The 23,254-nt window shown below is 73.2% G+C and carries 25 protein-coding genes; 12 read left to right on the top strand and 13 right to left on the bottom strand.

The features are described 5' to 3' along the window. Positions 1-10: 10 nt before the first annotated feature. A complete protein-coding gene (locus BJ971_RS12265; RefSeq protein WP_184992623.1) occupies positions 11-637 on the top strand; it encodes an MBL fold metallo-hydrolase in 627 nt (208 codons plus the stop codon). A gap of 11 nt (positions 638-648) precedes the next feature. On the opposite strand, the gene BJ971_RS12260 is transcribed toward BJ971_RS12265, so the two are convergent. The 8 genes from BJ971_RS12260 to BJ971_RS12225 all read right to left on the bottom strand — a co-directional run bounded on the left by BJ971_RS12260 (position 649) and on the right by BJ971_RS12225 (position 8,298). Continuing rightward, a complete protein-coding gene (locus tag BJ971_RS12260) occupies positions 649-1,881 on the bottom strand; it encodes a glycoside hydrolase family 1 protein (protein ID WP_184992621.1) in 1,233 nt (410 codons plus the stop codon). Further along, positions 1,881-2,669 (bottom strand): ATP-binding cassette domain-containing protein, encoded by a 789-nt coding sequence (locus BJ971_RS12255; RefSeq protein WP_184992619.1) that lies wholly within the window; start codon positions 2,667-2,669, stop codon positions 1,881-1,883. The genes BJ971_RS12260 and BJ971_RS12255 overlap by 1 nt, the downstream gene beginning before the upstream one ends. Before the next feature lie 2 nt (positions 2,670-2,671). Next, positions 2,672-3,718 carry an ABC transporter permease gene (locus tag BJ971_RS12250; protein WP_184992617.1) on the bottom strand — a complete coding sequence of 349 codons (1,047 nt, stop codon included), beginning with the start codon at positions 3,716-3,718 and terminating at the stop codon, positions 2,672-2,674. 9 nt (positions 3,719-3,727) lie between these two features. After that, the gene (locus tag BJ971_RS12245) at positions 3,728-4,717 is read right to left on the bottom strand and encodes a sugar ABC transporter substrate-binding protein (RefSeq protein ID WP_184992615.1); all 990 of its coding nucleotides are present in this window, start codon (positions 4,715-4,717) and stop codon (positions 3,728-3,730) included. A 96-nt stretch (positions 4,718-4,813) separates the two neighbouring features. After that, complete coding sequence (locus tag BJ971_RS12240; RefSeq protein WP_184992614.1) at positions 4,814-5,749, bottom strand: ketopantoate reductase family protein; 936 nt, start codon at positions 5,747-5,749, stop codon at positions 4,814-4,816. Continuing rightward, on the bottom strand, positions 5,746-6,708 hold the full coding sequence (locus BJ971_RS12235) for a GlcG/HbpS family heme-binding protein (RefSeq protein ID WP_184992612.1): 963 nt from the start codon (positions 6,706-6,708) through the stop codon (positions 5,746-5,748). Before BJ971_RS12235 ends, BJ971_RS12240 begins: the two co-directional genes overlap by 4 nt. Then, positions 6,708-7,502, bottom strand: coding sequence for an SDR family NAD(P)-dependent oxidoreductase (locus BJ971_RS12230; protein WP_239087123.1), 795 nt, complete (start codon positions 7,500-7,502; stop codon positions 6,708-6,710). Before BJ971_RS12230 ends, BJ971_RS12235 begins: the two co-directional genes overlap by 1 nt. A 40-nt stretch (positions 7,503-7,542) precedes the next feature. Then, positions 7,543-8,298: an SDR family NAD(P)-dependent oxidoreductase gene (locus BJ971_RS12225; protein WP_184992610.1), complete on the bottom strand. Its 756-nt coding sequence runs from the start codon at positions 8,296-8,298 to the stop codon at positions 7,543-7,545. A gap of 142 nt (positions 8,299-8,440) precedes the next feature. Here BJ971_RS12225 and BJ971_RS12220 point away from each other — a divergent pair, with 142 nt between their 5' ends. From BJ971_RS12220 to BJ971_RS12175, 10 genes are all read left to right on the top strand, one after another. After that, on the top strand, positions 8,441-9,271 hold the full coding sequence (locus tag BJ971_RS12220) for an IclR family transcriptional regulator (RefSeq protein WP_184992608.1): 831 nt from the start codon (positions 8,441-8,443) through the stop codon (positions 9,269-9,271). Then, positions 9,268-9,840, top strand: coding sequence for a carboxymuconolactone decarboxylase family protein (locus tag BJ971_RS12215; protein WP_239087122.1), 573 nt, complete (start codon positions 9,268-9,270; stop codon positions 9,838-9,840). Before BJ971_RS12220 ends, BJ971_RS12215 begins: the two co-directional genes overlap by 4 nt. Before the next feature lie 76 nt (positions 9,841-9,916). Beyond that, positions 9,917-10,801: a fumarylacetoacetate hydrolase family protein gene (locus BJ971_RS12210; RefSeq protein WP_184992606.1), complete on the top strand. Its 885-nt coding sequence runs from the start codon at positions 9,917-9,919 to the stop codon at positions 10,799-10,801. Then, on the top strand, positions 10,801-11,652 hold the full coding sequence (locus BJ971_RS12205) for a fumarylacetoacetate hydrolase family protein (protein WP_184992604.1): 852 nt from the start codon (positions 10,801-10,803) through the stop codon (positions 11,650-11,652). The genes BJ971_RS12210 and BJ971_RS12205 overlap by 1 nt, the downstream gene beginning before the upstream one ends. 181 nt (positions 11,653-11,833) lie before the next feature. Further along, positions 11,834-13,735, top strand: a complete 1,902-nt coding sequence (locus BJ971_RS12200) for an ATP-binding protein (RefSeq protein ID WP_184992602.1) — start codon at positions 11,834-11,836, stop codon at positions 13,733-13,735. Between the two features lie 74 nt (positions 13,736-13,809). Further along, positions 13,810-14,985, top strand: coding sequence for an amidohydrolase family protein (locus tag BJ971_RS12195; protein WP_239087121.1), 1,176 nt, complete (start codon positions 13,810-13,812; stop codon positions 14,983-14,985). A 12-nt stretch (positions 14,986-14,997) separates the two neighbouring features. Continuing rightward, complete coding sequence (locus tag BJ971_RS12190) at positions 14,998-16,365, top strand: glutamine synthetase family protein (RefSeq protein ID WP_184992600.1); 1,368 nt, start codon at positions 14,998-15,000, stop codon at positions 16,363-16,365. A 115-nt stretch (positions 16,366-16,480) separates the two neighbouring features. Continuing rightward, positions 16,481-16,897, top strand: a complete 417-nt coding sequence (locus tag BJ971_RS12185; RefSeq protein WP_184992598.1) for a DUF6069 family protein — start codon at positions 16,481-16,483, stop codon at positions 16,895-16,897. 34 nt (positions 16,898-16,931) lie between these two features. Next, positions 16,932-17,288: a YciI family protein gene (locus tag BJ971_RS12180; protein ID WP_184992596.1), complete on the top strand. Its 357-nt coding sequence runs from the start codon at positions 16,932-16,934 to the stop codon at positions 17,286-17,288. Positions 17,289-17,292: 4 nt separating this feature from the next. After that, positions 17,293-18,477, top strand: a complete 1,185-nt coding sequence (locus tag BJ971_RS12175; RefSeq protein ID WP_184992594.1) for an RNA polymerase sigma factor — start codon at positions 17,293-17,295, stop codon at positions 18,475-18,477. A gap of 14 nt (positions 18,478-18,491) precedes the next feature. Here the strand turns inward: BJ971_RS12175 and BJ971_RS12170 are convergent, their stop codons facing one another. The 3 genes from BJ971_RS12170 to BJ971_RS12160 form a co-directional block, all read right to left on the bottom strand. Continuing rightward, a complete protein-coding gene (locus BJ971_RS12170) occupies positions 18,492-19,250 on the bottom strand; it encodes an arginase family protein (protein ID WP_184992592.1) in 759 nt (252 codons plus the stop codon). 18 nt (positions 19,251-19,268) lie between these two features. After that, a complete protein-coding gene (locus tag BJ971_RS12165) occupies positions 19,269-19,496 on the bottom strand; it encodes a hypothetical protein (protein ID WP_184992590.1) in 228 nt (75 codons plus the stop codon). 193 nt (positions 19,497-19,689) lie between these two features. Beyond that, positions 19,690-20,124 carry a VOC family protein gene (locus tag BJ971_RS12160; protein ID WP_184992588.1) on the bottom strand — a complete coding sequence of 145 codons (435 nt, stop codon included), beginning with the start codon at positions 20,122-20,124 and terminating at the stop codon, positions 19,690-19,692. Between the two features lie 174 nt (positions 20,125-20,298). On the opposite strand from BJ971_RS12160, the gene BJ971_RS12155 reads away from it, so the two are divergent. Further along, complete coding sequence (locus tag BJ971_RS12155) at positions 20,299-21,261, top strand: extracellular catalytic domain type 1 short-chain-length polyhydroxyalkanoate depolymerase (RefSeq protein WP_184992586.1); 963 nt, start codon at positions 20,299-20,301, stop codon at positions 21,259-21,261. 19 nt (positions 21,262-21,280) lie between these two features. Here BJ971_RS12155 and BJ971_RS12150 read toward each other — a convergent pair whose 3' ends face one another. Next, positions 21,281-21,946, bottom strand: coding sequence for a Clp protease N-terminal domain-containing protein (locus tag BJ971_RS12150; RefSeq protein ID WP_184992584.1), 666 nt, complete (start codon positions 21,944-21,946; stop codon positions 21,281-21,283). Positions 21,947-21,977: 31 nt separating this feature from the next. Beyond that, positions 21,978-23,246 carry an iron uptake transporter deferrochelatase/peroxidase subunit gene (gene efeB / locus BJ971_RS12145; RefSeq protein ID WP_184992582.1) on the bottom strand — a complete coding sequence of 423 codons (1,269 nt, stop codon included), beginning with the start codon at positions 23,244-23,246 and terminating at the stop codon, positions 21,978-21,980. Positions 23,247-23,254 lie beyond the last annotated feature (8 nt).

Genomic DNA, 23,254 nt, shown 5'->3' with positions numbered 1-23,254 from the left:
ATGGCCCGCCATGAAGCTGACGCACCTGGGGCACGCCTGCCTGCTCGTCGAGACCGACGTCCGGATCCTCGTCGACCCGGGCACCATGTCGGACTTCGCCGCGCTCAGCGGACTCGATGCCGTGCTGGTCACCCACCAGCACCCCGACCATCTCGACGCCGGCCGGGTGGCCGCGCTGGTTGCGGCCAATCCCGGGGTGCCCGTGGTGGTCGACCCCGACTCGGTGGCGGCGGCAGCGGGGCTGCCCGGCGTGCGGGTGGCACGGCCCGGCGACCGGCTGACCTTCGGCGGCACCACCGTCGACGTGCACGGCGGCGTCCACGCGACGGTCTACGGTGCCGTGCCGGGCTGCACCAACAACGCGTACCTCGTGGACGACGGCGCCTTCTTCCACCCCGGCGACTCGTTCGCCGTGCCGCCGGGCGACGTGGACGTGCTCGCGGTGGCCGTGGACGGGCCGTGGCTCAAGCTGGCCGAGGCGGTCGACTACGTCCGCGCGGTCGGCCCGCGGGTCGCGGTGCCGATGCACGAGGGCGAGACGGTCCACCCGGAGAAGTACGCGGGCATGCTGGGCGCGTTCACCCCGGACGACATCGCGGTGCGGCGGCTGAACCGCGGCGAGGCGACCGGCCTCTGAGGCCGGGGCGGTCACGGCACCGCGGCGGCGGCCCGCACGATCCGGGCGTACTCGGCCGCGCTCGGCTTCGGCGTACGCGCGAAGGTCTCCCGGTCCACCGCGACCAGGCCGAGCCGCACGTCGTAGGCGAAGACCCACTCGAAGTTGTCGAGCAGGCTCCAGTGCAGGTATCCGAGCACCGGCACGCCCTGCCCGATCGCGTCGCGCAGGCCGGACAGGGCGGGCTCGATGAACGCCGCGCGGTGCGCGTCGTCGTCGGTGGCGATGCCGTGCTCGGTGACGAAGACCGGGACGCCGGCCTCTCCGTGCACGTAGCGGACCGCGTTGCCCAGCGACGGCGGGTAGACGTCCGAGCCCATCTGGTTGAGCGTGGCGCCCGCCGGCGGCGGCAGCGGGCCGTCGGCGTCGTAGCGGGCGCGCTCGTAGTTCTGCACGCCGACGAAGTCGTCGTCGCGCGCCAGGCGCAGCCAGCGACCGTACACCTCGGAACGCTTGCGGTCCCGGATACCGGCGTCGCCGACCGCCTGATCGTCGACCACCGCGATGGTCAGGCCCACCGGAAGGTCCGGGCGGCGGGCCTTGATGACGGCCCGCGCGGCGACGTGCGCGGCGGCCCGGCCGTCCTCCATTGCCTCCAGCTCCTCGGCGAGCACCACGTTGTCGAGCCGGTAGCGGTCGACGCCCGCCGCCTTGGCCGCGGCCTCGAGCGTGGCCCGATCCAGCTCGCGCACCGCCTCGGGAATCGGGATCCAGGAGAGCAGGCGCGGCAGGTTCGGCTCGTTGAGCGTGATCGCGTACGCGATCGAGTCGCCGATCCGGTCCATCAGCACGCCGCAGTACCGCGCGAACGCCGCCGCCGAGCCCGGGTCGAGCCAGCCGCCGCGCATCGCGAACCAGTGCGGGTTGGTCATGTGGTTGAACGCCACCACCGGCGCGAGGCCCAGTTCGCGGCACCGGTCGACGATCGCGGCGTAGTGGTCGAGCGCCGCCGTGGAGAACTCACCCTCGACCGGCTCGACCCGCGCCCACTCCACCGAGAACCGGTACGCGTTCAGCCCCATCCCGGCGACCAGGTCGACGTCCTCGCGCCACCGGTGCAAGGCGTCGCAGGCCGGCCCGGACGGCTCCCGGAAGGCGGTCGGCGTGACGTGCTCGGCGAACCAGGTGTCGCTGGTGTCGTTGCCGCCCTCGGTCTGGTGCCCCGAGGTGGCGACGCCCCAGAGGAAACCGTCCGGAAAATTCATCAGCTCTCCCCGTACATCGACGCGCGGGCACCGGTGATCCAGCCGACCAGTTGATCGTTGTCGGTCTCCGACGTTGCCACGTCGGCGACCTTTCGACCACGGTTGAGCACCACGATCCGGTCGCACACACCCGCGGCGAGGGGCAGGTCGTGCGTGACAAGCACGCACGCCACGCCCTGCTCGGCCATCCGCCGGATCAGCGCACGCACCTGCCGCGTCTGCTCGTAGCCCAGCGCCGCGGTCGGCTCGTCCAGCAGCAGGACGCCGTCGCGGTCGCCGGTGACCCGGGTCGCCGCCCGGGCCAGCGCGACCACCTGCCGCTGGCCGCCGGAGAGCATCTCGACCGGGCGGGTCACCGCCGCGGTACGCACGCCGAGACCGTCCAGTTCGGCGGCGGCCCGCCTGCGCTGCGCCTTGCGGTCGACGAAGCCGAGCCGGCCGAGCGGCCCCTTGCGCAGGATCTCGCGGCCCAGGCTCAGGTTCGTCGCGATGTCCTGCGCGTCGACGAGCGCGAGGTCCTGGTAGACCATCTGCACGCCGGCCCGGGTCGATCGGCCGGGCGAGTCGAACACTGTCGGCTCGCCGTGCAACAGGATCGTGCCGCCGGTCGGCCGGTGTGCGCCGGACATCACCTTGAGCAGGGAGGACTTGCCGGCGCCGTTGTCGCCGAGCAGGCCGACCACCTCGCCGGAGTGCACGGCGATGTCGATGCCGTCCAGCGCGCGGACGTAGCCGTAGTGCATGTCGATGCCGCGCAGTTCCAGCGCGGGCGTCGCCGCACCGTCCATGGTCACCTCGTCCCGGTGTGCGCGGAGGCGGCGGCCGTGGCGACCAGCCGGCGGGAGACCGTGGTGGAGACCCACTTCTCCAGGCCGAGCGAGGCCAGCAGCAGCACGCCGGTCACGGTGGTCGCCCAGTAGGGCCCGATGCCCTTGATGGTCAGGCCGTTGGAGATGGTGCCGAGGATCAGGGCGCCGACCAGCACCCGCGGCAGCGATCCGCGGCCGCCGCTGAGCGAGACGCCGGCCAGCGCCACCGCGGTCAGCGCGTTGAAGATGATGCCCGGGTTCGCGGCCGGGTTCGCCTCGGTCACCAGCCCGGCGGTCACCAGGCCGCCGAGCGCCGCGCAGAATCCGCTGATCACGAACCCCAGCACCCGGTAACGGTCGCTCGCGATGCCGGCACGCCGGACGGCCTCGGCGTTACCGCCGACGGCCATCAGCCGGATGCCGTCCCGGGTGCGGGTCAGGAAGACGGTGCCGGCCAGGAACAGCGCGGCGACCACCCACACCGGCGCCGGTATGCCGGCGAAGCGGTCGGTGCCGAGGAAGACCAGGCCGGTCAGCCCCGGGATCGTGTACCCGCCGGCCAGCGCGGCGGCGAGCCCGGACAGCACCGACAACGAGCCGATGGTGACGATGATCGGGTTGAAGCCGCGCAGCGCGATCAGGCCGTTCACCGTACCGACGACCACGCCGACGGCCAGGCCGGCCAGGACACCGGCGCCCACCGGCGCGCCGTGTGTCATCAGGACGCCGCAGACGCAGCCGGCCATCGCGGCGGTGCCCGGTATGGACAGGTCGAGCGCGCCGCAGATGATGCCCACCGCGATGCCGGCCGCGAAGATCGCGGTCAGCGCCGCCGCGTTGGCGATCAGGAGCGCGTTGTCCAGGCTGGCGAAGTACGGGCTGGCCCACACGCTGAAGCCGATCAACAGCACCGCCCAGAGGACGAAGATGCCGCGGTCGCGGGCGAAGATGAGCCAGCGCACGCCGGCCGGGTCCGTCTCCCGCCCCGCGGGCGCCGCCCTGCTGCCGGTCTCGGCGGTCACCGTCATCCCCGGCACTCAGCCGTTCTTCTGGGCCGTGACGACCTTCTGCGGAACGACCAGGATGTCGCCGTCGGCCTTCGGGTCGGCCTGCATCCTGACCAGGGTGTCGAAGGACTGCGTCATGTCGGCCTCGAACTGGAGCGCGACGGAGGCGTAGATCTTGCCGGCCTGCACGTCCTTGAGCACCTCCTCGTTGCCGCCGAAGTCGGTGACGCACGTGGGCGTCCGGCCGGCCGCGGCGAAGGCGCCGATCGCGCCGAGCGCGCCCTCGTCGTTGGAGGCCATCACCGCGGCCAGGTTCGGCTTGCCCTGGAGCACGTTGCCGATGTCGGTCTGCGCGCCGGCCCGGTCCTTGGCGACCACGGTCTGCACGATCGTCGCGCCCGGCGCGGTGGCCTTGAGCGCGGCCGCGGCGGCGTCCTCGAACTCCTTCTTGCCGGCCTGGCCCTCGGAGCTCTGCGCGGCGAGCACCTCGGCCCGGCCGCCCATCTTCGCGTTGATGCAGTTGCCGAGCTGCTCGCCGAGTGCCTTGCCGCCGGCCTGGTAGTCGATGTAGTCGAACGTGATGCCCGGCTGCGGCCCGGTGAAGCCGTACTCGTCCGGCCGGCCGTTGACCAGCAGCGGGATGCCCTTCGCCTGCGCGGTCTTGATGATCGGCGTCATCGACGGCGGCGCGACCGCGATGATCCAGGCCGCGCCCGCCCGGCCCGAGCCGAGCACCTCGCTCAGTTGCTGCGCCTGCTTGCTGGGGTCGAAGTTGGGGTCCTGGACGATGACCTCCCAGCCCTTGGCGCCGGCGTAGCCCTTGACGCCCTCGGACAGGCCCTTGAGCGCGGGCGGCGCCAGGGACAGCGGCGAGAAGACCAGGGTCTTGGGCAGCGCGGCGGGCGCGCCGGTGGCCGGGCCACCGGAGGAGTCCCCCGCGTGAGTGCATGACGCCGTCAACAGCAGTGCGGCGCCGAAAGCGACTATGGCGCGCCGCTGGCGCGCGTGGTGAGAACTCACGGCCGGGCCTCCCGACTTTCACCTGATGAAAACTACTTTCTGAGTTGTCTGGGAGAAACGTAAACGACGCCACGAGAGATGTCCATGGCTGATTGCTCAGGCCTGTTCCCAGGACGACTCCAGGCCGCGGACCAGCGCGACCATGCTGTCGTGCGCGGGCGTGAGCACGCCGACGCGGCGGCCCTCGTCCGCGATGCCGCCGTTGAGCACGCCGATCTCCGTCGGCCGCCGGGCCAGCACGTCCTGAAGCATCGACGGCTTGTGCGCGAACGCCTCGCGGATCGCCTCCTCGACCGCCTCGGCGGGGTCGCGGGTGAGCACGATGCCGGCGGCCGCGCAGACCGCCGCGGCCTCCCGGATCAGCACCTCGACCTGGGCACGCAGGGCGGGATCGGTGCACACCTGGCCGACGGTCAGCCCGGTCAGCGCCGACAGCGGGCTGGTGGCCGCGTTGAAGACCACCTTCGTCCACTGCGGACCGCGGGCGTCCGCGACCGCGTGCGTCCGCAGGCCGCCCTCGTTGAGCAGGCGGGCCAGCAGCTCGATCTCGCCGGGCTCCGCCGGCCTCGGCTCGAACGGGCCGAGCCACGAGTCGCCGGGCGCGTCGTAGCGCACGACGCCCGGCCCGGTGACGGCGCCGGCCGTCACGATGGTGCCGCGCATGACCCTGGGCAGGACACCGGCGATGAGCTCCTCGTTGCCGACGCCGTTCTGCACGCTGACCACCGCGGCGTCGGCCAGCGCCTCGCGGGCGGCGGTCACCGCGTCCGCGGTGTGCAGCGACTTGGTCGCCACGATGCCCAGGTGGCAGCGCGGCAGGTCGCTCGCGTGCGTGCGGGCGTGCACCGGCGCGGTGAAGTCCGCCTGGCCGGTCACCCGCAGGCCGTCCCGTTCGATCGCCGCGACGTGCTCGCGCCACGGGTCGGCCGCCCAGACCTCGACGCCGGGCACCCGGGCCAGGTGGGCGGCGTAGAGGCTGCCGATCGCGCCGCAGCCGAGCACCGCGACGCGGACCGGGTCGTCACGCCTCACGGCCCCGCCACCTCGCGGACCAGGGCCGCGCACTCCGCCGGGCCGGCACCACCGACGCCGACGCCCGCCACGGTCCGGCCGTCGTCAAGCAGCGGCACGCCGCCCGCGACGCCGAGGACGGTCACCGGGTTGAGCCGGGTGACCGCGTCGCCGTACCACTGCGCGAGCCGTTCACTGGGCACGCCGAAGCGAGCGGCCGCCGCGGCGGTGCCGAGCGCGATGTCGACGCCGCCGGCCACGGCGCCGTCGGCACGGTCCTGCTGGATCGGATCGCCGCCGCTGTCCACCACGGCGACGCTGATGCTCAGGTTCCGGCGGCGGGCCTCGGCGAGTACCCGGTCGCACAGCTCCCGCGCCCAGGCCAGCTCGGGCTGCCCGGCGGCGGGCGGGGCGGGCTTCATGCCGAGGCTGTCGCCGGGCGACACCACCAGGTCGCCGAAGCGCGCCTGCCAGCGGACCGCGTCGTCGCCGTGCTGCCCCGCGTACGGGATGTCCAGGGCGTACGCGATCAGGAGGTCCTCGGGGTTGGCCGGCTCGCCGTCCGCGCTGAGCGCCTCTGGCGGCACGCCGTGCGGCAGGAACGGGCTGACCGTCGCGCCGGACGCGGCGATGCCGGCCACCACGACGCCGTCCTTGTCACGCACCGGAATCCCACCGGCGCCCGGGAAGGCCGCCTGCGGGCTCACCGCCACGAAGCCGGCCGAGATCGGCGCCGGCAGCGTGGTCATCCGGTGCAGGTGCTCGGTGCTGGTGATCTGCTGGGTCGCGGCGATCCACGCCTTGGAGCGGGCCCGGGCCATGCCGCCGGCGCCGCCGCGGTCGAGGCGCGAGGCGGTGATGAGCGCGCCGCTCGCGCCGACGACCGCGACGCCGCCGCGCAGCCCGAGCTGCTCGCCCTTGTCGACGGCCCGCCGCACCAGCGACCGGGCCTCCGCCAGGGAGAGATCCTGTGGGTGCATCAGGCGCCGACCATGTTGTAGCCGCCGTCGGCGACCAGGTAGCCGCCGGTCATGTGGCTCGCGTCGTCGGTGGCCAGGAAGAGCGCCGTGCCGGCCAGCTCCGCCGGGCCCGGGATGCGGCCCATCGGGGTCAGCTCGCGCAGCTTGTCGCCGCGGCCGGACCGCCAGTCCTCGCGGGCCAGCGTGGCGTCGGTCTCGATGAAGCCAGGCGCGAAGACGTTGACGCGGACCGTCGGCGCGAACGCGTGCGCGTAGGACTTGGTGGCGCCGAGCAGGCCGTACTTCGCGGCAGCGTACTGCGGTGCCCGGGCGCTGCCGCGCACGACGACGGTGGAGCCGATGTTGACGATGCTGCCGTGGCCCTGCTCCAGCATCAGCTTGCCGAACTCGTGGATGCAGGCCATCGTGCCCTTGATGTCGACCGCGAGGACGTGGTCGATCGACTCCTCGGTGATGTCCCGCCAGGACATCTGCTCGCGCGCCACGTCGCCGACGTTGTTCACCAGCGCGTCGACGCCGCCCAGCCGCGCGAACGCCTCGCCGGCCAGCGCGGCGACCTGCGCCCACTCGACGATGTCGGCACGCAGGAGCACGGCCTCCGCGCCGGCCGCGCGGACCCGCTCGGCGGTGGACTCGGCGCCGGCCTTGGAGGAGCGGTAGTGGACGCCGACCGCCCGGGCGCCCTCCTGCGCGGCCCGCACGGCGATCTCCGCGCCGAACCCGGTGCCGGCGCCGGTGACGACCACGGACCGGCCCTCGAAGCGGCGCGGGACGGGCAGGGGTTCCAGTGGCATGGATGGGCCTCCATCTTGTCCGATTTTCGGGGTGACTCTCTCAGACCAGGACCCTGCCGCCGTCGACGTAGAGGACCTGGCCGGTGATGAAGCGCGCGCGGTCCGACGACAGGAACGTCACCGCGTCGGCGATCTCCTCCGGCACGCCGAGCCGGCGGGCCGGTACCAGGCTCTCCAGCGCCTCGCGGTTGCCGTCCCGGTCGAGGTGGTCCCTGGTCAGGCCGGTCTCGATGTATCCCGGCGCCACCGCGTTGACCGTCACGCCGCGTGCCGCCCACTCCCTGGCCATCACCCGCAGGAGCTGGTTGAGCCCGCCCTTGGTGGCCGCGTACGCCGCGTGGTCGGCGTGGGCGAGCAGGCCGGAGACCGAGGACACGAACGTCATCCGGCCGTAGCCGGCCTCGACCATCAGCGCGCCGACCGCCCGGCCCAGCCAGTACGCGGTGGAGAGATTGAGCTCGACGATCGCGCGCCAGTCCTCGTCGCCCAGCTCGAGCACCGGCCGCCGGACGTTGCGCCCGACCGCGTGCACGAAGATCTGGGGCACGCCGGCCAGCCCGGACGCCTCGGCCACCACCTCGCGGCACCGCCGCGCCGACCGCAGGTCGGCGGCGATGGTCCGCACGCTGCCGCCGGCGTCCTTGGCCGCGCGCGACACCGACTCCAGCCGCTCCTCGTCCAGGTCGACGAGCACGACCGGGGCGCCCTGCGCGGCGAGCGCCACCGCACTGGCGCCGCCCAGGCCGCCGGCGCCGACCACGAGCGCCGGGCGGCCCGAGAGCGTCAACCAGTCCATGGCCACCTCACGCTAGTATTCTCGTTCTATGAAAGTCACTATCGAACAAGCTAGACCAGGCGCCCGCTGAGTGTCCAGGCGCGCCGTTGCGGGGCCCTAAGCTGGGCGTCGTCGATGAACACCACTTTCGAGAAGGTGATCCATGGCCGCCAGTCGGCGAAATCCGGCGCCCTCCGCGAGCCCCTCCGCCGCGAACGCAGCGCCGGAGAAGCCCGAGTACCGCGTCGAGGCTCTCGCCAAGGGGCTGCGCCTGCTGAGCCTCTTCGACGAGCAGCGGCCGACCTGGCGGGTGAGCGACCTGGCCACCGCGTCCGGGCTGCCGATGCCGACGGTGTACCGCGTGGTGATGACGCTGACCGCCGAGGGCTACCTCGACCACCTGCCGAACGGGGACTACCGGCCCGGCGTGCGGACGCTGACGCTCGGCGGTGCGGCGCTGCGCAGCCTCGACCTGGTCTCGCTCGCCACGCCGAAGTTGCAGCGCCTCGGCGAGGAGACCGGCGAGACCGTCAACCTGGCGGTGCTCACCGGCGACCGCGTGCTCTACCTGGTCCGGCTGCGCAACTCCGACCTGGTCACGGCCAACATCCAGGTCGGCTCGACGCTGCCGGCGGTGCACACCTCGATCGGCAAGCTCATGCTGGCGCACCTGAGCGAGCCCGAGCTGCAAACGCGGATCACCGAGAGCTCGTTCCCCGCCCAGCACGGCCCGAACGCCAAGGTGTCCCTCGAGGAGCTGAGCCAGGAGCTGACCCGGATCCGCGAGCAGGGCTGGGCGTTGCAGGACGAGGAGCTGGCGCACGGGCTGCGGTCGATGGCCGGGCCGGTGGTGGGCGCCGGCGGCCGGGTGATCGCCGGGATCAACCTCGCGGTGCAGGCCCGGGACTGGTCGACGCAGCGGATCGTGCGCGAGCTCAAACCGGTGCTGCTGGCCACCTGCGCGGAGGTCTCCCAGCTGGTCTCGGCGTCGTGACCGGCCGCCTGGCCCGGCTGGACCCCGCCGCGCTGGACGACGATCAGCGCGCCGTGTACGACGCCGTCACCGGCGGGCCGCGTGCGCGGGGGCCGCAGTTGTTCCGGCTGGTCGGCGCCGACGGCGGCCTCGAGGGGCCGTTCAACGCGTTCCTGCTGCAACCCCGGCTGGGGCTCGCGCTCCAGGCGCTCGGCGCGGCGGTGCGCTACGAGACCGGGCTGGCCGACCGGGCCCGCGAGATCGCCATCCTGGTCGTCTCGGCCGCCTCCGACTCCGCCTTCGAGCGGTACGCGCACGAGGCGGTCGGCCGGCACGCCGGGCTGACCGGCGAGGAGCTGGAGGCCCTGCGCACGGGCCGCTACGAGGCGCTGCCCGCCGGGCCGGAGCGGGTGGTCGCGGAGACCGCGCACGCGCTGGCCACCGGCGGCGACCTGGACGACGAGCAGTACGCCCGCGCCGTCGAGGCGCTCGGCGAGGCGACGCTGTTCGAGGTGCTCACCCTGGTCGGCTACTACCTCGCCCTCGCATTGCAGCTGCGGGTGTTCCGGGTCGGCGTCCCGCGTCCTTGACAGCGGCTTTCACCCGGGGCACGCTTCCGGGTGAAGAAATCCGCTTTCACAATCCGAGAGTCGCAGGTGGTTCCCGATGAAGCTGGTCACCTTCGATGACGGCCGGGTCGGCCGCCTGGACGGCGAGACGGTCATCGCGCTGGCGTGCGGCTCGACCCGGGAGTTCTTCGAGCGCGGCGGCGCGGTCGAGGAGACCGGCGAGCGGCTCGCGCTCTCGGCGGTGCGGCTGCGCGCGCCGATCGTGCCGAAGAAGTTCTTCCACACGGCCGGCAACTTCACCGAGCACCACACCGAGTTGCAGGCGGTGAACTGGTCACACCCCGTACACAAGGGGATCGTGTTCTTCCAGAACGTCGACGCGATCATCGGCCCGGAGGACGCGATCGTCTATCCGGAGGGGCTCACCCGCGAGCTGGACTACGAGCTGGAGCTCGGGATCGTCATCGGGCGCAGCGGGAAGTTCTTCTCGCCGGAGGAGGCCGAGGACCACATCGCCGGATATTTGATCTTCAACGACATCACCGCGCGCGACATCCAGCGGCGCGAGATGCGCTCCGGCGTCTTCTCGTTCTCCAAGGGCATCGACACGTTCTGCCCGATCGGTCCGTGGATCGTGACCAAGGACGAGGTGCCCGACCCGCAGCGGCTGGCGATGCGGCTGCGGGTCAACGGCGAGGTGCGCCAGCAGGGCAACACCTCGCAGATGGTCATCTCGATCCCGCACCTGGTCGCGTACCACTCCGCGCAGGGATACAGCGCCGGCGACATCATCACGACCGGCACGATCTCCGGCGTCGCCGCGGTGCAGAGCGACCCGTTCGCCTTCTACCTGCGGCCCGGCGACGTGGTCGAGGCGGAGATCGAGGGCATCGGCGTGCTGCGCAACCGCGTCGTGCCGTGGAGCGCGGCGCACGACACGCCGCCGTACACGAACGACCTCTACTCCTCGACGGCCGGCTGATGCGCTTCGGCACGCTGCGCGGCCGCTTCGTCCTGGTCTCCCCGGACGGCCGCGCCCTCGACGTGGCGTCCGCCTCCGGCGGCGCGCTGCCGGCGCAGGCCCGGGCCGCGCTGTCCCGGTGGGACGAGGTGCTCTCCTGGGCCGCGACCGCGGACTGGTCCGCGGCGACCGGCGTCACCGACGCCGAGCTCGGCCCGCCGGTGCCCGACCCGCGCCAGGTGTTCGCCGTCGCCCTGAACTACCGCCCGCACGCGGCGGAGGCCGGCTTCGTGGCGCCGGACGAGCCGCTGGTGTTCACCAAGTTTCCGAGCTGCCTCACCGGCCCGGTCACCACGGTCCGGCTGCCCGAGGGCAATGTCGACTGGGAGATCGAGGTGGTGGCGGTGATCGGCCGCGGCGGCCACCGGATACCGCGGTCGGCGGCGTGGGACGCGATCGCGGGCCTCACCTGCGGCCAGGACCTCTCCGAACGGCTCACCCAGCTGCGGGGCGCGCCGGCGCAGTTCGCGCTCGGCAAGTCCTTCCCCGGCTTCGGCCCGACCGGGCCGGTGGCGGTCACCCCGGACGCCTTCCCGGACCGCGACGACATCGGATTCTCCTCGCGGCTCACGTCGGGCACGGCCAGCGAGATCCTGCAGTCCGGCCGCACCTCCGAAATGATCTTCCCCATCGACGACCTGGTGGCGCGGCTCTCCGCGATCTGCACCCTGCTGCCCGGCGACCTGATCTTCACCGGCACGCCGGGCGGCGTGGGAAACCGGCGCACGCCGCCGCGTTTCCTGCGCCCGGGCGAGACCCTGACCAGCCGACTCGACATCGTGGGCGAGCTACGCCAGACCTTCGTCGCCTGAGGCACCCACGCGGGTACGGTATGTGGTGATGAGGGCATATTTCGTCAAGTAACGCAAGGGGGGCCTGGGGCCGCGCGCGAACGGCCGAGAGCCAGCCTGCGCGGGGGGACCGGCCATGTTCCAAATGTCAGCGCATTGGCGCCGTCTGCGACTCGCGATGGCCGGCGGCGCCCATCGCGTGATGTTCTCGTCGACATCCCTGCTGGTCATGGCCGTATTGGTGGTCACCGTGTCGGCGATCGTCGCCGTGATGGCGTCGAGGCAGACGGAGACGCTGGTCTTCGCCATGATGGCGGCGGCCGGACCGTGCCTGGCCGTGGGCTCCGCGAAGCCTCGCGCTGTCGCCGCCGTTTGCGCATACACACTGGTGCTGGCCGTGTGGATCTCCATGGTGACCGGCGGGTTGCCGACCTTCGGCGAGACAAGGCTGCTGGTGCTGATCACCTGCGTCTTCGTGCTGTGCGTCGTCCTGGCGCGTGGCCGGCAGATCGGAGAACAACAGCTGGCCGAGGGCCGGGCGAGGCTGGCGGAGATCGTCCGTTCGTCCGGCGACGCGATCATCACCGGCTCCCTGGACGGCACGATAACCGGATGGAATCCGGCCGCGGAACGGGTCTACGGATACACGGCAAAGGAGGCGATCGGGAACAGTGTCGCGATTGTCGGCGGCCCGGTGGACGAACAGGTACCGCTGGTGCAGTTGGTCCGCAACGGGTGGGCCGGCGACTTCGAGGCCGAGCGCAAACGCAAGGACGGCAGCCCCGTGCCCGTGTCCGTCAGCGTCGCGGGCCTGCGCGACCGCGACGGCGGTCTCTTCGAGGTCTGCGCCACCCACCGGGACCTCACCGGACAGCGAGCGGTGGAGGCCCGCGAACGCCTGCTCAGCGACCGGTCGGCACAGGCCGAACGACTCGAGAGCCTGGGCAAGCTCGCCGGCGGCGTGGCACACGACTTCAACAACCTGCTCTCGATCATCCTCAACTACACCGACTTCGCCATCGAACAGGGCGCCGGGGAAGGCACCGCGCAGGACGACCTCGCCCGGGTACGCGGTGCCGCCGACCGCGCCCGCATGCTCTGCCGCCAGCTACTGATCTTCGCCCGGTCCGAGCCGGCCAACGCCGAGGCCATCGACCTGAACCTGATCCTCGCCGACTCCCGCGACCTGCTCGCCCCGATGCTCGGCGAGCACATCGAGCTGTCCGTGAACCGGGCACAGCAGCCCCTCCTGGTGCACGCCGACCGGACCCAGCTGGACCAGGTCCTGCTCAACCTCATCATCAACGCCCGCGACGCCATGCCACAGGGCGGCGCCATCCTCGTGGAGGTCGGCGACACCGAGATCGACGAGGACCAGGCCGGCGCTCAGCCCGCGATCCGCCCCGGGCACTACGCCGAGCTGCTGGTCCGCGACACCGGCACGGGCATGCCCCCGGAGGTGGCCGCGCACATCTTCGAGCCGTTCTTCACCACCAAGTCCAACGACCGCGGCACCGGCCTGGGCCTGGCCACCGTCTACGGCATCGTCACCAAGGCCGGCGGCGCCATCAACGTCGAGTCCGAACCCGGTGCGGGCACCACCTTCCGGCTGCTGCTCCCGATCGCCGCCGAACCCGCCGGCCGGGACCACGGGGCGCCGCCGGCCCGCCCGCCCGTCGCGCACGGCCAGCACGTGCTCGTCGTCGAGGACGAGGACGGCGTGCGCGATCTCGTCGTGCGCATCCTCAGGGAACACGGCTACACCGTGAGCGCGGCCCGCGACGCCCCGGCGGCACTGGAGCAGGTCGAGCACAAGCGCTTCGACCTGCTCCTCACCGACGTCATCATGCCCAACATGCCCGGCCCGACCCTGGCCGAGCTCATCAGGCAGAGCCAACCCGGGCTGCCCGTGCTCTACATCTCCGGATACACCGAGGACCTGCTGGAAGCCCAGCACGGATTCGGCCACGGGATCGAGCTGATCGAGAAACCGTTCACCGCCGACGAGCTCCTCGACCGCATCCACCGCCTGCTGAGGCCCACCGCAAGACCCGTCGCCGACAGCCTGCCCAACCTCGAGGGTCTCGCCATTCGCCGAGGATGAGGGCGTAGCGGCGCGCGATTGCCCGGCTTCGTCCGGTAACGTCCGGGGCGGCGCGCCTCGCGGATCGAACGCCGATGACGCTGGACAATGGCCGGAGTCGCGGCGGCGCGGCGTCGATGACCGGAGCGGCGATGCTCGAGGACGTAAGGCTGGTGGACCACCACTGCCACAGCGTCGTGCGCGGGCCGCTGGACCGGGCCGGCTTCGAGCTGCTGGCCACCGAGGCCTGTCAGGCCGCGCCGCCCGGATGCACCACGCTCGACTCCCAGCTCGGCTTCGCCGTCCGGCGCTGGTGCGCGCCGCTGCTGGGGCTGGCGCCGCACGCGCCCGCCGACGACTATCTGGCCGAGCGGGCCCGGCTCGGGCCCGCGGAGGTCAACCGCCGGCTGCTGAGCGCCGCGAACGTCGCCACGTTCCTCGTCGACACCGGATTCCGGGCCGGGGAGCTGCTCACCCCGGCCGAGCTGGCCGCGCCGGCCGGGTCCGCCGCCGGCGAGGTGGTCCGGCTGGAGGCCGTCGCCGAGCGGGTCGCCGAGGGCGGGGCGAGCGCCGCGGGCTTCGCCGCCGCGTACGCCGACGCCCTGGCCGCCGCCACCGCGAGCGCGCACGCGGTCAAGTCCGTCCTCGCCTACCGGCACGGGCTGGCCATCGCGCCCGAGCCGCCGTCCGCCGCCGAGGTCCGCGCCGCGGCTGGTCGCTGGCTGCGCCGCGGCCCGGGTGCCGCGCTCGCACGCCTCGACGACCCGGTGCTGCTGCGGCACCTGCTCTGGGCCGGCGTCGAGCGCGGCCTGCCGGTGCAGATCCACACCGGATTCGGCGACTCCGATCTCGACCTGGCCGGCAGCGATCCGGCCCTGCTGACCGGGTTCCTGCGCGCGGTGCAGGGCCGCGGCACCCCGATCATGCTGCTGCACTGCTACCCGTACCACCGGCAGGCCGGCTACCTCGCGCAGGTCTTCCCGCACGTCTACCTCGACGTGGGGCTGGCGGTCAACCACGTCGGCGCGCGGGCCACCGCGGTGATCGCGGAGTCGCTGGAGCTGGCGCCGTTCCACAAGGTTCTCTACTCCTCCGACGCCTTCGGGCTGCCGGAGCTGCACGTGCTCGGCGCCGAGCTGTTCCGGCGAGGGCTCACCGAGGTGCTGGGCGGATGGGTGGCCGCGGGCTCGTGGTCGGCGCCCGACGCCGAGCGGGTGGCATGGATGATCGGCGCGGGAAACGCCGAGCGGGTGTACGGCCTGCGCGGCTGACGGGAGCGGAACATGTTCGGGGACCGGATTCCCGGCGGCGCCGAGGAGGCGACCGGCCGGCTGCACTACGCGGGGGTGCACGGCGTCGTGCTGTCGTACGTCGACACGGCCGGCGTCACGCGGATCAAGACCGTGCCCACCGCCAAGCTGGCACGGGCGGCACGCTGGGGCGTCGGGATGTCGCCGGTCTTCGACGTCTTCCTCGCCGACGACTCGATCACCGCCAGCGAGCAGCTCGGCGGCCCCGACGGCGACCTGCGCCTCGTGCCCGACCTGGACCGGCTGACCGTCCTGGCCGCACAGCCCGGCTGGGCGTGGGCACCGGTCGACCGCTACTCGCAGGACGGCGAACCCTGGCCCGCCTGCCAGCGCGGCTTCGCCCGGGCCATGACCGAGCGCGCCGCCGCGGCCGGGCTGACGTTCAAGGCGGCGATCGAGGTGGAGTGGGCGCTGGGCCGCGGCGGCACCGACGAGTTCGTGCCGGCCTGCGACGGCCCCGCGTACGGCGCGACCCGGCAGATCGAGCTGAGCGACTACTGCCGGGACCTGCTCGCCGCGCTGGACGCACAGGGCGTCGAGGTCGAGCAGCTGCACCCCGAGTACGCCGCCGCGCAGTTCGAGCTCTCCGTCGCCGCCCGCGACCCGGTCGGCGCCGCCGACGACAGCCTGCTGGTGCGCCAGACCGTCCGGGCGGTGGCGCACCGGCACGGCCTGCGCGCGTCGTTCGCCCCGGCGGTGCTGGCCGGCCGGGTGGGCAACGGCGGGCACGTGCACCTGTCCGCGGCGCGCGAGGGCCGCAACCTGTTCAGCGGCGGCACCGGGCCGCACGGGCTGACCGCCGAGGCGGAGGCCGCCACGGCCGGCATCCTCGACCTGCTGCCGGCCCTGCTGGCGATCGGCGCGCCGTCGGTCGCGAGCTACCTGCGGCTGGTGCCCTCGCACTGGGCCGGCGCGTACGCGTGCTGGGGTCACGAGACCCGGGAGGCCGCGCTGCGCCTGGTCACCGGCGACGCCGGGGAACGGGAGTCGGCGGCCAACCTCGAGGTGAAGTGCTTCGACCTGGCGGCGAACCCCTACCTGCTGTTCGGCGCGCTCATCGCCGCCGCGCTCGACGGCATCCGGCGCGGGCTGCGGCTGCCGCCGCCGATGACCGGCGACCCGGCCGGCCTCTCCCCCGACGAGCTGGCCGGGCGCGGCATCCGGCGGCTGCCGACGACGCTGGACGAGGCCGCGCGGGCGCTGTCGCAGGCACAGCCGCTGCGGGACGCGCTGGGCGAGACGCTGACCGGCGCGGTGCTGGCGGTGCGCCGGGCCGAGGCGGAGCGCCTCCGCAACGCCTCCGACGAGGATGTGGCGGCCGCCCTGCGCTGGGTCTACTAGCCCGGAAGAATCTTTTTGAAAATCTTCGGCGGACCTGTCGATCGGGGGCGGGCCGGTTCGTAGCCCTGGTGAGACACCGGCACGCAGCCGGCACTGACACCTACCGGAGGCCACGATGACCACCACGACCGCCACCACCACCCGCGCCGCCGTTTCGGGCCTCGGTGCCCTGACGAGGACCGGCCTCGCCGCCACCGCCGTCGCGAGCATCGCCACCATGGGGGTCGCCGCCGCCGGTCACGCCGCGGGCATCAGCCTCGACGTGAGCGGGGCCCCGATCCCGGTGACCGGATTCGGGACGCTGACGGCGGTGTTCTCGCTTGTCGGCCTGGTCCTCGCCGTCGTGCTGTCCCGCAAGGCCCGGCACCCGCGGCGCGCCTTCGTCCGTACTACGGTGGTGCTGACCGTGCTCTCGCTGGTCCCGGACGTGATCGCGGACGCCGGACCGGCCACCAAGGCCCTGCTCATGGTCACCCACCTGGTCGCCGCCGCGATCGTGATCCCGGCCGTCGCGCGCCGCCTGGCCGCCTGATCCGCACCACCACACCCAACCGGAGGAAGACGTCATGAAGCAGTACATGCTCGCCGTGCACAGCGTCGCGGGAGCGCCGACCAGGTCGGACGCGGACACCCAGATCGCGTACGCGCAGACCGACAAGATCAACAACGAGTTGCAGGCCGCCGGCGCCTGGGTCTTCGGCGGGGGCCTCCTGCCGCCGGAGAGCGCCACCGTCGTCCGGGTCGACGACGGCCGGGCCACCATGACCGACGGGCCGTTCGCCGAGACGAAGGAGCAGCTCGGCGGGTTCTGGGTGATCCAGTGCGCGGACCTGGACGAGGCGCTGGCCTGGGCGGAGAAGTGCGCGCAGGCCTGCATGGAGCCGGTCGAGGTGCGGCCGTTCCAGGGCCTGCCCGAGAACTGACCACATGGACCTGGGACTCGTCTACCGCGAGGAGTACGGCCGCTGCGTCGCGACGCTGGTCCGCCTCCTCGGCGACATCAACCTCGCCGAGGAGGCCGTGCAGGACGCGTTCGCGGTGGCCGTCGAGAAGTGGGAGACGCTCCCGCCGAACCCCGGCGCCTGGATCGTGACCACCGCCCGCAACCGGGCCATCGACCGGCTGCGCCGGGAGTCGACCCGCGAGGCCCGGCACGCGCAGGCGCTGCTGCTGTATCAGAAGGACGAGCCCGGGGAGGTGGGACCGGTGAAGGACGACCAGCTCCGGCTCATCTTCACCTGCTGCCACCCGGCGCTGGCGCCCGACGCGCGCACCGCGCTCACGCTGCGCCTGCTCGCCGGGCTCGAGGTTCCGGAGATCGCCCGGGCGTACCTGGTGCCGGAGCCGACCATCGCGCAGCGGATCGTGCGCGCCAAGAAGAAGATCCGGGACGCGCACATCCCCTACCGGGTGCCCCGCGCCGAGGAGCTGCCGGACCGGCTGCCGCCGGTGCTGACCGTGCTCTACCTGATGTTCAACGAGGGGTACACGGCCACCACGGGAACCCTGATCCGCACGGACCTGTGCGCGGAGGCGATCCGGCTCGCCCGGGAACTCGCCGCGCTGATGCCCGACGAGTTCGAGGCCCTCGGCCTGCTCGCCCTGCTGCTGCTCACCGAGGCGCGCCGGCCGGCCCGGCTCGGCCCGGCCGGCGAGCTGATCCTGCTCGCGGACCAGGACCGCTCGCTGTGGGACCGGGCCCTCATCGCCGAGGGACACGATCTGGTACGCCGCTGCCTGCGCCGCAACCGGCCGGGCCCGTACCAGATCCAGGCCGCGATCAACGCCGTGCACACCGACGGCGCCGCCACCGACTGGTCGCAGGTCCTGGCCCTTTACGACCAGCTCTGGCCCCTGATGCCGACCCCGATCGTCGCGCTCAACCGGGCGGTCGCGGTCGCCGAGGTGCACGGGCCCGCGGTGGCCCTCGCCGTGCTGGACGATGTGGATATTCCGGGCTACCACCGGCTGCCCGCCACCCGGGCCGACCTGCTGGTCAGGCTCGGGCGCGATGCGGAGGCCGCGGCCGCCTACGACCAGGCGATCGCACTGGCCGGCAACGAGACCGAGCGCGACTTCCTGCTGGCCCGCCGGGCCGGGCTCCACCGATGATCAGCCGCCGATGATCAGCGCGGTGCGGTGAGCTCGGCGAGCAGGGCGGCGCGGCCGGCCCGCTCGGCGTCGTCGGCGGCCGGATGCCACGGACAGGCGATGTCCACGGCGACCACCCGGCCGGTCGCCAGCAGCCGGCGGCAGGCGGCGACCACCGCGCTCGCCGGTGGCCCGCCGGGCGCGGGGAAAAGCAGCCCGGGCAGGTCGGCCGGGTCCACCACGTCCACGTCGACGTGCAGCACCAGCGGCCCGTCCGGCACGGTGTCCCCGTCGACCTCGTCCACCGGAATCCGCCGGACGGACCCGGGCGCGGCCAGGAAGTCGGCCTCCGCCGGGTCCAGGTCGCGCGCGTCCACCAGGACGGCACGTTCCGGCGTCACCGGACGCAGCCCAAGCGGCCCGGACCACAGGTCGGAGTGCGCGCCCAGCGCCAGCCGCAGGGACAGCCCGCCCAGGTAGCCCGACGTCGTGGTCTCCAGGGTGTGCAGGTCGCCGTGCGCGTCGAACCAGACGACCGCCGGGTCGGCCCCGCCGCGCTGGGCTCCCGCGAGCGTGCCGGAGAGCACCAGGCAGTCGCCGGACAGCACGGTCGGCACGGCGCCGGACGCCACCACCGGCGCGACCGCGTCGGCGGTCGCCGCGCACAGCGCGGTCAGCCGCTCCCAGCGGCCGGCGTCGGGGAAGTCGGGGTGGACCGTGACGTCCGCCCGCACGTCGATGCCGCCGTCCGGCAGCGGCTCGTCATGGTGGTACGGCACCAGGATCGTCGTCATGGCCCGACCCTAGCGCCGCTACAGCTCGAAGCTGTGCGGTCCATGATGGCCGGACGGCAGCAGGCAGTCGTCCGGAACATCCTCGTCCGTGGCCGTGCGCTCGCAGGGATCGAGCCGGATCAGGTGGCGGTGCCGCGCGTCCCAGCGAAGCCACCACCAGTGATCACCGTCCTCCGCGGCGACGACGAACGCGACGTGGCTGCCCGGGTGCCCGGCGGCAAGCTCGCAGGCGGCGACCGGGACCACGTGGCCCAACCGGTCCGGCAGCCCGTTCAGGGTCGCGTGCTCGGATGCGGTAATGGAGGACTGCCGACCACATTGCGGCCACGTTCGAGCGACGCCGGCGTTTTCGAAACACTCGAACATGCGCAGGGGATACCCGGATTTCGCGCGAGAGAACATCGAAATTTCCGCAAGTAAATACCCACCCGACTGCGCCTTATGCAACGAAGATGCAGAACGGGTGACCCGTCGGATCCGCGAACGCGTACATCGGCTCGGCGTGGCTGCCGGCCTGATCGTGCAGTAGTTCCGCGCCGAGGGCCTTCGCCCTGCCGCGTTGGCGCCGCAGCTCGGCGAGGTCCGGGACCGTGAGGTCGACGTGCGACTGCCACGGGAAGTCGTGCTGCGGCCAGGTCGTGCGGGGCTGGCGGTCGGCCAGCGGCGGCAGCCGATCGACGTGCAGGACGGCGAGCCTCCGCGCTCCGCCGGAGTCCACGAGCACGAGCCATTCGGGATCGTCGGCGGAATCGTCCGCGGGCGGTTCGTCACCGGGCCGGTAGCGCAGCCCGATGAGCCGCCGGTAGAACTCGGCGAGTTCCCGCGGTCTCACGGTCTCGAGAACGGCGTGCAACAGCTGGGGGTACCTCGCCACAGTCACTCCTAAAGGCGGAGTTTACCCGGAATGGACGGTTCCCAAACGTGAAGGCGGATCAATCACTGCCCATATCGATGGCGGCTGGCATGTAGGCGCCGGACATGTCACAGCACCGTGACATCGCATTAACCTCGGCGAAACAGACGACAGCTAGTCAGGCCGGAGGCTGCCATGGGACGGACGCTGGGTCAACACTTCGCCGCGGCGCTGCTCGCCGCCGTCGCCGTCGCCGGCGTGCCCTCGCCCGCCTCGGCGGCCACCCTCGACCAGGTGGCGTCGTTCGGCTCCAACCCGGGCAACCTGGCGATGTACGCCTACCGCCCCGACGGCCTGCCGGCCGGCGCGCCGGCCGTCGTGCTGCTGCACGGCTGCACGCAGAACGCCGCCGGCTACTTCGCCCGGTCCGGCTGGCGGACGTTCGCCGACCGGTGGCGCTTCGCGCTGGTGCTGCCGGAGCAGCGGCCGGGCAACAACGCCAACTCCTGCTTCAACTGGTTCGAGACCGGCGACACCCGCCGGGACGCCGGCGAGGCGCTGTCGGTACGCCAGATGGTCGGCCACGCCGTCGCGGCGTACGGCGTCGACGCGGGCCGGGTCTTCGTGTCGGGCCTGTCCGCGGGCGGCGCGATGAGCGCGGTGATGCTCGCGACCTACCCGGACGTGTTCGCCGCGGGTTCGGTGGTCGCCGGGCTGCCGTACCGCTGCGCGACCTCGCTGAGCACGGCCCTCACCTGCCAGTACGTGCCGCCGAACCGGTCACCCGGGTCCTGGGGCGACCTCGTCCGGGCCGCCTATCCGGGCTACGCCGGGCCGCGGCCGCGGGTGGCAATCTGGCACGGACAGTCGGACTACGCGGTGGCACCGGCGAACGGCGCCGAACTACGCGACCAGTTCACCGACGTGCTCGGCGTCCCCGACCGGCCGACCGCCACCTCGGCGCTACCCGGCGGCACGACGCTCGAGGTGTACGGCACTGACCAGGTCCGGCTCTACCGGATCGCCGGGATGGGGCACGGCCTGCCGGTCGACCCGGGCACCGCGCCCGACCAGTGCGGCACCGCGGCGCCGTACTTCCTGGACACGATCTGCTCGGCGTACCACGACGCCGTCTTCTTCGGCCTCGCCGCCGGGTGACCGGCAGGGCTCCAGGAGGTCAGGTACCGAGGTGTTCCTGGGCCGGAGGAGACCGGCGAGCCGCGGTCTCGTGCTGGTCGGTCTCGGGGTGGTCGACGGTCACGCCATGCCGGTGCAGCAGATCGCGCAGTCGTTCCGCCTGGCGGTGGTGCGCGCCGATCGCGGGCGGCACCGCGAAGCGGCGTCCGCCGATGACCTGCTCGTATGTCGGTTCGTCGCGGGTCCGCCGTGCCCGCGGGTGTGCGTCGAGCAGGCGGGCCACCTCCGGGCGGAGGTGATCGCCGGTGACGCCGATCCCGGCGAGCACCCGCGCGGCGACGCTGCCGGGCTGGGCGGTCAGGGAGAGCAGCAGATGATCGGTACCCACGTAGTGGTGGCCCATCGCGTCGGCCTCGCGCCGCGCCCGGTCGAGGACGGCGCTCGCGGCAGCCGACAAAGGTACGGACTTGCCGGGTACGCCCTGACCGGCGCCGGCGTGGGCCGGCACCCGGCCGCGGAGGTCGTCGAGCGGAACGCCGAGCGCCGCCAGCGCCATCGCGGCCGTGCCGTCGCCCGCGTCGACGACGGCCAGCAGTAGGTGCTCCGTGTCGATCTCCTCCCGGCGCGGCCGCCGGGCGCGGTCGCCGGCCAGCGCCACGACCCGCTGTACGCGGTGGGTGTAGCGCTCGAACGGGTCAGGGCTCACGATGCCGCACCGTACGTGATGCCGGCTCGCTTCACGCGAACAGGGCGCTGCCCCAGTGGTCGTCGGGGCCGGTGACGCCGGGCGGGCAGGCGAAGAGTCCGCTGGAGACGTGGCGGACGTACTCGTTCATCTCGTCCTGGGCGGCGAGGCTGCGCTGGACCGGGATGAACCCGGTGCGCGGGTCGCGCTGGTAGCCGATGAAGAACAGCCCGGCGTTGAGCCGGCCGAGCCCGTCGGATCCGTCGACGAAGTTGTACCCGCGCCGCAGGATCCGGGCGCCCTTGTTGGCGTCGGGGTGGGCGAGCCTGGCGTGGGCGGTGGTGGGGATCAGCGGCTCGCCGTCCGCGCCGACCGCGGTGAAGTCGGGCTCCTCGAACTCGTCGCTGAGGCCGAGGGGCGCGCCGGAGCCCTTGTGCCGGCCGATGATCGTCTCCTGCTCCGCGAGCGGCGAGCGGTCCCACGTCTCGACCAGCATGCGGATCTTGCGGGTGACCAGGTAGGAGCCGCCGGCCATCCAGTCCGGACCGTCGCCGGGCTGCACCCACAGGTGCTCGCGGAGCAGCTCCTCCTGCTCGGCCTTCAGGTTGCGGGTGCCGTCCTTGAAGCCGAACAGGTTGCGCGGGGTGGCCTGGGCGGTGGAGGTCGACGAGGTACGCCCGAAGCCGAGCTGCGACCAGCGGACGCTGACCGTGCCCATGCCGATGCGGGCCAGGTTGCGAATGGCGTGCACCGCGACCTGCGGGTCGTTGGCGCAGGCCTGAATGCCGATGTCGCCGCCGGAGAGCGCCTCGTCGAGGGTGTCGCCGGTGAACCGGGGCAGCGGCTCGAGCGCCGCGGGCCGCCGGGCGGCCAGCCCGAAGCGGTCCCGGCCGTCGGCGCCGCGGAACAGGGTCGGGCCGAAGCCGACGGTGATGGTCAGGGCGCACGGCGGCAGGCCGATCGCCTCGCCGGTGTCGTCCGGCGGCGCCTCGGGGATGCCGGCGACCGCGCCGATCTCGCCGGCGTCCTGGCCGGCGGTCATCCGGGCCGCGGCGGCCGTCCACTCCTTGAGCAGGCGGATCAGCCGGTCGCGGTCCTTGGTGATGACGTCGAACGCGACGAAGTGCAGCCGGTCCTGCGCCGGGGTGACGATGCCGGCCTGGTGCGCACCGGTGAACGCCACCGCGCCGGTGACCGGATCGGGGTTGGCGCCGGCGTTGGCGTCGGCGGTGAAGCGCAGCGCCGCCGCGCCGGTGCCGGCGATCCCGGCGGCGCCCACGCCGGCCAGGGTGAGTGCGCGCCGCCGGGAGATCTTCGCCATTACCCGCT

Origin of the sequence: Amorphoplanes digitatis (assembly GCF_014205335.1) — a bacterium.
Lineage (GTDB): Bacteria > Actinomycetota > Actinomycetes > Mycobacteriales > Micromonosporaceae > Actinoplanes > Actinoplanes digitatus.
Note: the sequence above shows the minus strand (reverse complement) of the source record. Positions and strands in the feature narration are given on the sequence as shown.

Bases quoted from the DNA above. Each gene is read 5' to 3' on its own strand.
- BJ971_RS12265 (WP_184992623.1), top strand. From the start codon at position 11: ATGAAGCTGACGCACCTGGGGCACGCCTGCCTGCTCGTCGAGACCGAC.
- BJ971_RS12260 (WP_184992621.1), bottom strand. From the start codon at position 1,881: ATGAATTTTCCGGACGGTTTCCTCTGGGGCGTCGCCACCTCGGGGCAC.
- BJ971_RS12255 (WP_184992619.1), bottom strand. From the start codon at position 2,669: ATGGACGGTGCGGCGACGCCCGCGCTGGAACTGCGCGGCATCGACATG.
- BJ971_RS12250 (WP_184992617.1), bottom strand. From the start codon at position 3,718: ATGACGGTGACCGCCGAGACCGGCAGCAGGGCGGCGCCCGCGGGGCGG.
- BJ971_RS12235 (WP_184992612.1), bottom strand. From the start codon at position 6,708: ATGCACCCACAGGATCTCTCCCTGGCGGAGGCCCGGTCGCTGGTGCGG.
- BJ971_RS12230 (WP_239087123.1), bottom strand. From the start codon at position 7,502: ATGCCACTGGAACCCCTGCCCGTCCCGCGCCGCTTCGAGGGCCGGTCC.
- BJ971_RS12225 (WP_184992610.1), bottom strand. From the start codon at position 8,298: ATGGACTGGTTGACGCTCTCGGGCCGCCCGGCGCTCGTGGTCGGCGCC.
- BJ971_RS12220 (WP_184992608.1), top strand. From the start codon at position 8,441: ATGGCCGCCAGTCGGCGAAATCCGGCGCCCTCCGCGAGCCCCTCCGCC.
- BJ971_RS12210 (WP_184992606.1), top strand. From the start codon at position 9,917: ATGAAGCTGGTCACCTTCGATGACGGCCGGGTCGGCCGCCTGGACGGC.
- BJ971_RS12205 (WP_184992604.1), top strand. From the start codon at position 10,801: ATGCGCTTCGGCACGCTGCGCGGCCGCTTCGTCCTGGTCTCCCCGGAC.
- BJ971_RS12200 (WP_184992602.1), top strand. From the start codon at position 11,834: ATGTTCTCGTCGACATCCCTGCTGGTCATGGCCGTATTGGTGGTCACC.
- BJ971_RS12195 (WP_239087121.1), top strand. From the start codon at position 13,810: ATGACGCTGGACAATGGCCGGAGTCGCGGCGGCGCGGCGTCGATGACC.
- BJ971_RS12190 (WP_184992600.1), top strand. From the start codon at position 14,998: ATGTTCGGGGACCGGATTCCCGGCGGCGCCGAGGAGGCGACCGGCCGG.
- BJ971_RS12185 (WP_184992598.1), top strand. From the start codon at position 16,481: ATGACCACCACGACCGCCACCACCACCCGCGCCGCCGTTTCGGGCCTC.
- BJ971_RS12180 (WP_184992596.1), top strand. From the start codon at position 16,932: ATGAAGCAGTACATGCTCGCCGTGCACAGCGTCGCGGGAGCGCCGACC.
- BJ971_RS12175 (WP_184992594.1), top strand. From the start codon at position 17,293: ATGGACCTGGGACTCGTCTACCGCGAGGAGTACGGCCGCTGCGTCGCG.
- BJ971_RS12170 (WP_184992592.1), bottom strand. From the start codon at position 19,250: ATGACGACGATCCTGGTGCCGTACCACCATGACGAGCCGCTGCCGGAC.
- BJ971_RS12155 (WP_184992586.1), top strand. From the start codon at position 20,299: ATGGGACGGACGCTGGGTCAACACTTCGCCGCGGCGCTGCTCGCCGCC.
- efeB (WP_184992582.1), bottom strand. From the start codon at position 23,246: ATGGCGAAGATCTCCCGGCGGCGCGCACTCACCCTGGCCGGCGTGGGC.